General features: G+C 64.5%; 10 protein-coding genes and 1 pseudogene. 5 read left to right on the top strand and 6 right to left on the bottom strand.

The genetic code is table 11. The features are described from left to right. Positions 1 to 230: 230 nt before the first annotated feature. The 5 genes from MOQ72_RS43295 to MOQ72_RS43275 form a co-directional block, all read right to left on the bottom strand. Positions 231 to 542, bottom strand: coding sequence for an amino acid--tRNA ligase-related protein (locus MOQ72_RS43295; protein WP_277955535.1), 312 nt, complete (start codon positions 540 to 542; stop codon positions 231 to 233). A 6-nt stretch (positions 543 to 548) separates the two neighbouring features. Next, entirely contained in the window at positions 549 to 1,019 is a 471-nt protein-coding gene (locus MOQ72_RS43290; RefSeq protein WP_277955534.1) for a GNAT family N-acetyltransferase, read from the bottom strand. Positions 1,020 to 1,059: 40 nt separating this feature from the next. Then, positions 1,060 to 1,845, bottom strand: coding sequence for a class I SAM-dependent methyltransferase (locus MOQ72_RS43285; RefSeq protein WP_308198072.1), 786 nt, complete (start codon positions 1,843 to 1,845; stop codon positions 1,060 to 1,062). 158 nt (positions 1,846 to 2,003) lie between these two features. Beyond that, complete coding sequence (locus MOQ72_RS43280; protein ID WP_308198071.1) at positions 2,004 to 2,264, bottom strand: GNAT family N-acetyltransferase; 261 nt, start codon at positions 2,262 to 2,264, stop codon at positions 2,004 to 2,006. A 719-nt stretch (positions 2,265 to 2,983) separates the two neighbouring features. Beyond that, positions 2,984 to 3,703 carry an AfsR/SARP family transcriptional regulator gene (locus tag MOQ72_RS43275; protein WP_242191880.1) on the bottom strand — a complete coding sequence of 240 codons (720 nt, stop codon included), beginning with the start codon at positions 3,701 to 3,703 and terminating at the stop codon, positions 2,984 to 2,986. A gap of 296 nt (positions 3,704 to 3,999) precedes the next feature. On the opposite strand from MOQ72_RS43275, the gene MOQ72_RS43270 reads away from it, so the two are divergent. From MOQ72_RS43270 to MOQ72_RS43250, 5 genes are all read left to right on the top strand, one after another. Further along, positions 4,000 to 6,273 (top strand): cyanobactin maturation protease PatG family protein, encoded by a 2,274-nt coding sequence (locus tag MOQ72_RS43270; protein WP_308198070.1) that lies wholly within the window; start codon positions 4,000 to 4,002, stop codon positions 6,271 to 6,273. A gap of 27 nt (positions 6,274 to 6,300) precedes the next feature. Then, positions 6,301 to 6,531, top strand: coding sequence for a hypothetical protein (locus MOQ72_RS43265; RefSeq protein ID WP_242191878.1), 231 nt, complete (start codon positions 6,301 to 6,303; stop codon positions 6,529 to 6,531). A 57-nt stretch (positions 6,532 to 6,588) separates the two neighbouring features. Then, positions 6,589 to 6,843, top strand: a complete 255-nt coding sequence (locus tag MOQ72_RS43260; protein WP_242191877.1) for a hypothetical protein — start codon at positions 6,589 to 6,591, stop codon at positions 6,841 to 6,843. Positions 6,844 to 6,916: 73 nt separating this feature from the next. Continuing rightward, positions 6,917 to 7,156, top strand: coding sequence for a hypothetical protein (locus MOQ72_RS43255; protein WP_242191876.1), 240 nt, complete (start codon positions 6,917 to 6,919; stop codon positions 7,154 to 7,156). Between the two features lie 827 nt (positions 7,157 to 7,983). After that, entirely contained in the window at positions 7,984 to 8,772 is a 789-nt protein-coding gene (locus MOQ72_RS43250) for a hypothetical protein (RefSeq protein WP_242191875.1), read from the top strand. A 171-nt stretch (positions 8,773 to 8,943) separates the two neighbouring features. On the opposite strand, the pseudogene MOQ72_RS43245 reads toward MOQ72_RS43250, so the two are convergent. Next, positions 8,944 to 9,298, bottom strand: a pseudogene (locus MOQ72_RS43245) (hypothetical protein); the annotation flags it as partial.

The raw sequence follows: 9,298 nt of genomic DNA, 5'->3' as shown, positions 1-9,298 counted from the left end.
ACGCCGTTTCCAGCACCGTTTTCGTCAGATTCCGCAGCACCCCGCCAGGGCCAGTCAGCGACACGCCTTCCGCGCGGGCCTGCTCGACCAACCCCTGGGCGATCCGCAGATCACGATCACCACTCTCATCACCCCCCGACACCACCACTGGATCCTTGTCCGTCAACCTTGATCCTTTCCCACCGAAGCGTCCACTCCACCATGGTCAAGATCACCCACCACCCACAAGATCACGGACAGTCCCTGTCGCGAGGCGGCCTGCGGATGCTGAGGTGGAGGTCTTTGAGCCGATCCTCCGTTACCTCGCTCGGTGCTCCCATGCGCAGCTCTTGCGCGTTGTGGTTGAGCGGGAAGGCAATGGTCTCGCGGATGTCCGGTTCATCGGCCAGCAGCATGACAATCCGATCAACGCCCGGGGTGATACCCGCGTGGGGCGGCGCGCCATAGTGGAAGGCCCGCACCATACCGCCGAACTGTGGATCAACCTCATTCGTGGGGCAGCCAGCAATCCGGAACGCGTCATACCCGCACTGTGCTCGCAACGGTATTCAGTCCGGCATCCGCACATACCAGTCGAGGGGTTCGGTGCGGTCGTGTTCGCGGTGGCTGAAGCGGAACCCGGCCCTTCGCGCGACGGCGGCGGAGGCGTGATTGTCCGGGTGCGTTCGTATCACGACCTCGCTTGCGAGCCCGGTGTGGTGGACGTAGGCGCAGGCGAGGCGGACGGCGCGCACAGCGAGACCCCGGCGGCGCCACGCAGGATAGATGCCGTAGGCAAGGTTCGCTTGATCCCCAGCCAGGTAGGGTTCGTGGACTCGAAGATCCACCGTTCCCACAAGCACATCCGCTGCCACTTCGTGGATGCCGAACGCCCTCAGCGCTCCGTCGGTTGCCCACTGGAAGATACAGCCGTGTATGTAGGCGGCGACGGTGTCTCGGGTGCTGGGACCTCCGCTGAGCCAGCGGACGATCTCGTCGTCTTCACCGGCGTAATGGGCATCCACATCGGACATCGTCAACGGGCGGATCTCGACAACACCATCACACCACCCAGAACCGCTACGCATCCGCATTCACCGCCATCGCGTCCTGCCGTCGTGGCGGTGCGGGTTGGACGGCGATGAGGGTGTGGGTTCCGCCGTCGCGGGCACCGGGCTGCCGACAGGCGTCTTCTTCGTGATCGAGGAAGCGCCGCCACCGGTCGGGGTCTGCTTCGATACGGGCGAGCACCTCGGGGTCTGCCAGCGACGCCCAGTTGCTGGCGCTGCCATCCAGCACCACACCGCCAGCGTCGCGGGCGAGCGTGCTGATCTCGCTCCAGCGGAACATGCGGCACACGTGCGCGTGCTGATCGGTCATGGCCTGGCGGAAGTCCCCGGTGCGCAAGATGGCATCGTTGGCGTCCTCACCGTGAACCTCAGCCCACCCGGTGATCGCGGGCAGCAAGTGCCGCCAAGTGCCCACTGTGGACATCACCGACGCCAGCACCACCCCGCCGGGCTTGACGATCCGCAGCAGTCCGCGGACGGCGCCGAGGGCGTGGTCGAACGCGTATGACAGTGGACCGCCGTAGGCCACCACGGCGTCGAATTCCCCGCTGCCATAGCGGCCGGTGTCACAGATATCGAGCAGCTCGCGCCGCTGCACGTACTGCTCGGCGTCCGTTGCGGCCACATGCTGTGCGTTGAGGTCGAGCTGCACTCGCGAGAAGTCGGTCACCACGATCGCGCAACCCAGACCCGCCAACACCCGCGTGAACCGGCCGGGTCCCGCACCGATCTCAAGCACCCGCCCACCAGTCGGAATCCAGCGCCAAGCGAACCGTTTGTGGATTTCCCACGACACCCGCCCGGCAATCGAGCTGGTCAACCGATCCCATTCCGCATCGCCAAGCTGATCATAATGTCGACGCACATGGATCAACGCCTCATCGTGATCCACAGCAGAATCCTCCTGGAACTCGTGCCACCCCAGTCAGCGGAAGGCCGGATGCGCCACCGCCTTCAGCTGTATCGGTCGTGGTATTCGTGGTCAAGGATGCTCATCATGACGTCGTCATGCCACCTGCCATCGATCAGCGCGGTTTCCCGTTCCCGGCCCTCGATGACGAATCCGCATGTGGTGTAGCAGGCGATGGCGCGTTCGTTGAACGCCAGGACCCGCAGGTCGACCCGATGCAGCCCGAGCTCGGTGAAAGCGTATTCGAGCACGAGTTGGGTGGCTTCGCTGCCGAGTCCGCGGCCGAGCATCGCAGGGTCGAGAATGGAGATGGCGTAGCGCGCTCTTCTCCGAGGGAGGCGGGGCCTGATACTGGGCTCTTAAAGAAGTTAGTGCAGCTCAGCGGCTATTGATGGTGACCTTAGTGATCGCAACAGGTGTGGTGCAAGCCAAAGACTGATCATCCACCCCACTGTGTAGTTCCGTACGAGGATGCCGAGATCGTCGAGACCACCTACACCGCCTTCAACGGCCGCGCACCACCCGCATGCCCGTGACAGCTCGGCTGATCGTGCGCCGGGTTAAAACCAAAACGTCACCAGCGCCCAGGGCGAGCTGTTCACCGCCTGGCGTTATCACGCCTGGTTCACCAACACCGCTGGCGATCTGATCTCCGCGGAACAGCAGCGTCGCGGGCACGCCATCGTCGAACAGGTCATCGCCGACCTCGAAGGCTCCGCCCTGGCTCGTCGCCCATTAGCAACATTCGCCGCCAACGCCGCCTGGCTGACCTGCGTGGCGATCGCACACAACCTCACCCGCGCCGCCGCAGCCCTCGCGGGCGCCTTCCACGCCAACGCCCGCACCGGCACGATCCGCCGCCAGCTGATCGCGATCCCAGCACGCATCGCCGATCAGCGCGACGGCTCCCCCTTCACCTACTCGCTCACTGGCGCTGGCAGACCGCTGACAGCTGGCGGTTCGACGCCGTCGTCGAACTGGACACGGCCACCGCGCGTGGTGGGTTCGGTGACCGGCTTGTCCCCTACATGGTCATCAGGTCTCGAACGAGTTGGGTCATCTGTGCCGAGGGCGCGACGCCGAGCTCCTGGTGCAGGATCGCGCGGTAACGCCGGTAGTGCTTGAGCGCGCAGGCGAGATTGCCTTCAGCGATGTGTACATCGATGACGATGCGGTGAGCGGTGTCCCGGAGGGGTTCGATGGCGAGTGCCGCCAGTGCGGTGTTCAGTGCGGGCAGGTAGCGCTCGGCCGTTCGAAGCTGCTGTGCCAGATTCTCCAGGGCGTGCAAGCGCATTTGGTCCCATCGATCGCGTTCCAAGACCAGCCAGTCCTCCGACCAGCCAGGTAGAAGCTCCTGCGTCAGGTCGTTGATCAGCTCGTCGCAGCATTCCTGCGACGAACGGCCCACGTCGAAAATCTGCTGAGCCTGATACCACACCTGATGCAGATCAACGTGAGCCGCAGGCGAAAGACGCAGCCGCGAACCGACGCTGTCGATGACGGTCACGGGGCCCACCTGCCGCACTTTCCACAACGCCGAACGCAGGTTCGCCGACGCCCGGGACGACCCGCAGTCGGGCCACAGATGCTCGGCGGCGGCCACCCTGTGCGCGCCGTCGGTGTGCAGGGCGAGGAATGCCAGCAGGCGCTGGGCTCCGGCAGGTAGGGAGATACCCGTCCCCAGATAGGTGAACTCGAATCCTCCTAGCAGGACGATGCGAACGCCGTTCCAGGACACCCCCATGCTGCCACTGTGGAACCGACGGGCGTTCCGCGCACCTGGGACGCGTGGTGTTCCACCGAGTCGGGGAGGCGTCTGTTTTGTCTGTCAGATCGCGTTCCTGAAGCGTCGCGCGTTCGTCTCGGCAGCGTTGCAAGGCTGCTCAGGGCGATGCGTGCGGGCAGGTGTCGTCGGCCATTTCCTTGTGAACTGGAACGTGCCCGCGACGCGAACGTGACGCTGGATGAAAACGTGGCCGACACCAGCGAGACGGGTATGCAGGACCCTGGCTCCAGCCGGATGTCGAGTGCCATCAACGGATGTGGGGCCGGATGGAATCTCGTTCTGTGTTGCAAGGCGCGCTTGACCAGGACTCACTCCTGGGCGACGCCGAGGTGTGCGTCGCCGTGCTAGACGGACCGGTGGAGCTGTCCCACCCGTGCTTCGCGGGCGCCGATCTGACCAGGCTCGACACGCTTGTGCAGGAGTCGGCTGGTAGAGGGCCGATGTCACTTCATGGCACCCATGTCACAAGCCTGCTTTTCGGTCAGGTCGCAAGCCCGGTAGTCGGTCTTGTACCCAGGTGCCGTGGACTGATCCTGCCGATCTTCAGCGATGGCGGGGAAGGCCGGGTGCCGCAGTTGGACCTAGCACGCGCGATCGAGCAGGCGGTGCAGGCGGGAGCTAACGTCATCAACATCAGCGGCGGTGAACGCTCTCCGGACGGCAAGGCCGACGGCATGCTCGAACGTGCCCTGCGGCTCTGCGCCGACAACGGCGTACTGATCGTCTCGGCCGTCGGCAACGACGGGTGCGACTGCCTGCAGGTTCCAGCCGCCGCTCCGTCCGTCCTCGCCGTCGGGGCGGTAGGGCCTGAGGGCCAGCCCTTGGAGATCAACAATTGGGGCGAGGCATACCGCACCAACGGGGTTCTGGCCCCGGGGCAAGACATTGAGGGCGCCGCACCCGGCGGTGGCCGAGCGTCCCTGACGGGCAGCAGCTTCGCGACACCTTTGGTCTCCGGGGTCGCCGCGCTGTTGCTGGCCGTCCAGCGTCACAACGGACGAACTCCGGATGCACGGGGGGTCCGCGCGGCCATCCTCGAAACCGCTTCTCGGTGCTATCCCGACGAGGCCCCCGAGTGCCGTCGGCACCTCGCCGGCACCTTGAACTTCGCACGGGCATTTGAACTCATCGCTACAGGAGGGAGTACGGCTGTGACGAATTCCGACGAAGCTCAGATCGTGTCCCATGCGGTGCAACCGAACGCGCAGCACGGGGAGACGGGAGCCGAAGCCTCCGGGGAAGCTCGCACGTTCGATGCATCGCACTGCCAATCGAACGACGCAGAGCCCGTGTCCCCGGGGCGACCAGACGAGGGAGTCAGCGCCGCCGGGGAGCCCTGTGCCGCGCAGACTCCCTCCGAATCGGAAGGAGGCAGCATTGATACTGGTCGCACCCGGGGGACCGCAGAGGTGGCGTCGTGCTCCGTTGAGCCCAGGAGCCTGCCCGCTGGCAGCTCCTCGGAATCGGCTGTCGGCCCGTCGTCAGGTTGTGGGTGTCAGGGGAACAGCATGCGTCCTCTTGTCTATGCGATCGGTTCCATCGGGTTCGACTTCCAGACCGAGAGCCGTCGGGACGGGTTTCGCCAGCAGATGGACCGCGTCGAGGTCCGGACCCCGGACTCTGACGTGTTTACGACAGCTCCAGCGAATCCGTACGACCCACGGCAGCTCAACGCATACCTGGCGCGGAACCCCTGGGCGTCGGACAAGCTGACCTGGACGCTGGAGCTGGATCGCACACCCATCTACGCGCTGGAGGCCGAGACGCCGGTGGGCATGGACTGGGGCGAACCGATCCTCGATCCGTCCTGGGACATGGAGCGGACCGAGCAAGCGGCCGGGCGTCCGGCTGAGCTCGCGCAGTTGCTTACCCGGCTGTCGTCGAACCCGCCGGTGTCCGTGGTGCATCGGATCTTCCGGGACGCGATCGTGGGCCAGGTGCTCCCACCCGACAACGCGGATTTCGTCTCGCGGGTGTCGATTCCGGGAGTACTCACCGGCCGGACGACCCGGTTGTTTTCAGGACAGGTCCTCCCCGTCGTCGAGGTCAAAAGCCGCGGAGTCCACACCTGGAACGAAGCCGCGCTGGTCGAAGCAGCGGTGAACACGGTCAAGTCGGACGCCAACAACAGGGGCGTGACTGTTGAGGACGAGGTCCTCCGGAAGAACACCCGCGGATTCCTAGACAAGATCTACTACCAGTTCCGCAACCTCGGGCAGAGCCCTGGCGACCGGGCACTGAACTACGCCGCGACCAACGCGTTCATGTTCACCAACGAGATCAACGAGGGACTCCTATCCGGCAAATACGTGCCGGGGGCGAACGAGAACTTCTACACGCTGGACTCCATCAGCGTCTCGAAGAGCCCGTATTGCCGACCGGGATCGGAGTGCCAGGACGTCGTCCTGACCTTCTTCGATCCAGAAAACGAGCGGCGCGCGAAGGTTTCCTACCTGTTCACGATCGACGTCAGCGAATCCCCACCCGTCAGCCTTGCACCCGCCCACCGGTTCATCGGGGGCGTGTGAGCACTCCGTGAAACCAAGGAGACCACGATGAACGAACCGGACGGCAAGCCGAAGATCGCACCACCGACCCAGGCACGACCGGTGCATCAGGGCGATTGGGGGGCTCAGTCCGCGCACGGCACGGACGGGATCCAACCTGCCAAGTCTCCCTGCAGCGATCTGCATGGTTTGGCCCAGAAGCTGTGCTACGCGCGCTACGGCATCTCAGTGGACGCAGCACCAGGTCCTCACAGCGACGCCGCTGCCGACCCGCTCTAGTTGATAAGCGATCACAGACGCGCGAAGGCATCGCGCTCCATGTGAAAGGAGAAGGACATGATCGACCACAGTGCGCCAGGGACGACCAGGCGGAAAACAGGAGCACTGCATTTGCCGCCACAGGCCGCACCGATCAATCGAACAGGAACCGCATCGAACGACGCATCCAGTAACGCCGCGGGTATCGAGGGAAGCGGATTGCTAGATGACCTGCTGAAGCCAATGAAACCTGGCCTGCCGCCTCTTCCCCTCACGCCCCTGCCGTACCCGTCGCCCACGATCCCTGACCTCGACTGGCTCGACCTCTTCTAGATCGGCGTTGGCCCTGCGCGAGCAACGAGCGCGGAGCCGCGTGGCGACGATGCGCTGACGAAAGAAGGCCACAATGCAACTGAACCTGCCGATCCAAGGGGTGATCGACCGCGCAGAGCGGGACGAACCGTTCCTGGTACCAACGGTGATCATCAACCCGGGCACGGAGTTCGAGGAACTCCCTCTGAAGCGGGGTCCTGGCACCCAACCCGGCGATCCGAGCCCGTGGCCACGCAGCGACGTCCGGGGCTGGGCCTGCCAGCTCGTGCCAGGCACTGGGACCACCTGGTGCACCTGGATCGGTGTGCTCTGACGACCGTGAGATGCCGTCGGCACCTGGCGCGCAACCCAACCTGAGCAGGCCACGCGGAATCCGACGCCCCCACTTCGACGACGACGTTGCGGTTCCTACGAGGATCACCTCGGTCCTCTGAAAACCGCATCCGGAAGGAGACGGGAAATGACTGTCCGCACCATGCCAGACGCGACCACTCCCAAGACGGGCGCACTCCAGCTACCACCACAGGTAGCGCCCATCAACCGAACCGAATCCGCACCCGCTGGCACATCCGGGAACACCCAGGGAGTCGAACCGGATCAATTTCCCTTCGGGATCAACATCCCCCCCGAGCTTCTCGCCCTGTTAAAGGGCCGGGGATAGAGATCCCTCTGTCCCCTCACAACTCCAGGACGTGGTGCCGAGATTCATCGCACCCGCCGACATTGACAGCAGTTCAGCAAGGAGAGCAGGAATGATGAACCACACCTTGACAAAGGCAAGCAGACCGACGGTGGCCACTCTCCGGGTTCCGCCACAAACCCTACCCATCGACCGAGCCGAAACCATGCCTGCAAGCGAACACGGGAACACCCAGGGAGTCGAAGCGAGCGGCGTAGGCGACGTTATCAAGGACGCTGGAAAAGTGGTCGAAGGAGCCGGAAAGGTGATCTCGGATATCGGAAGCTTGTTCCCTAAGTAGAGATTGCAGCGTCGGCGGCAACGGGCCCACCGCAGTCGCCGACGCTACGGTTTTCCCGCCATTGACGGGTCTCGGCAGATCTCGACAGAGCCTTCGAAATTGTCCGACGCACAGGAATCCACGATGAGCGGCGACAACGGGACGAAGAAGGTGACCGATGATGAGCATACCGGCACGGGCCATGACCAAGCAGGAGGCATTCGACGAGATCGTCCAGCTCGCGGACCCCAGCGTCGGCTGGATCAAGTTGGAGGGCACCGCCACTCCGCAGCGGGTGAGCCTCGATGGCTGGGACCCGTTCAACGCGACAAGCCAGGCCGGCAACGTGGGAGGAATCATCATCCGCCACTGGCCATCCGGCACCCGGGCTCTGGACAACCGGGAACCGCACGGCACCGCCCCGGATCTGCTCGACCCCCGCCACGCACTCGCGCTGTTCCGACTGTGCCGCTGGCTATCGGAGAACTGGTCCGGCCTGACAGAGCTGTACCACGTCGGGATCTCCGGCGACGGCACCGGCCAGCGAATCGACTGCCACGGACAGGGACGCGCAGCGGACTTCATCGGCGTGGGCGGCACCAACGACGACGGAGACCGTTGGAACCGCACTGTCAACGATGACTGGGGCACCGTGTCCACAGCGCTCACTCCCGGTGGCAACTGGCCCGCCGGCACCGGCAGCAACGTGAGCTACCGACTTGCCGCCCCGGAGGCGGCAGCCGCGGACGAGTGGTCAGCCGGGTTCTTCCGCGAGCTCTACGCCTTCATCGCCTCGGAATGGCAGGACCGCTCAGACGACCCTGATGGACCGGCCGAACCGACCACCATCGGCGAACGCAGCTTCATCATGCACCCCGATCACCCGGCCACGGCCCCCGGAACTCCCCACGGTCGCGAAGCGCACAAGACCCACATCCACATGCAGATCGGCGCCACCGGTACCGAATGAGCAGTAGTCCCGTCGGAGCCATCGCCGGTGGTGACCATCCAGTCGCTGAGCCCAGGGGCGAACTCGGCACCCGACGGAAGAAAACACGCGACTGAAGGCCGATCACGCAAGCAGAAGGCCGGAAATCCCTCGCCTTTGGCAGGAGCTTGATTGTGATCCACTTGGGCTTGCTCATCTCGAAGTCGGAGAGCCAATTCCGCTGTTCAGGCGTGTGATCAGTTCCCGGTTGGCCGCACGAGCCGCGTCGAGTTCCTGGTCACGCTCAGCCAGATTTCCCTTCAGATCGACGACTTGTTGCTCAAGATCTGTGATGCGTCGTTGCATCTGCTCGATGTCGTGTGGCGCGCCGAGGCCGGATTCTCGCCATACTTGTTCGCCGAGCATGGCGGAAAGGGTGTGTAAAAAAGTTGGCTCTGGCCCATTTTCGGTGGTGACGTTCGGTGTCAGCTGAGGAGGATGCGGTGGCGGAGGAGGGGGTAGCCTGCGCGTCCGTACATTTGTCGTTTGATCAGCTTGGTTTTGGTGT

This window comes from Saccharopolyspora soli, assembly GCF_022678645.1.
Lineage (GTDB): Bacteria > Actinomycetota > Actinomycetes > Mycobacteriales > Pseudonocardiaceae > Saccharopolyspora > Saccharopolyspora soli.
The sequence above is the reverse complement of the archived record's forward strand: the minus strand, read 5'-3'. Positions and strand labels throughout refer to the sequence as shown.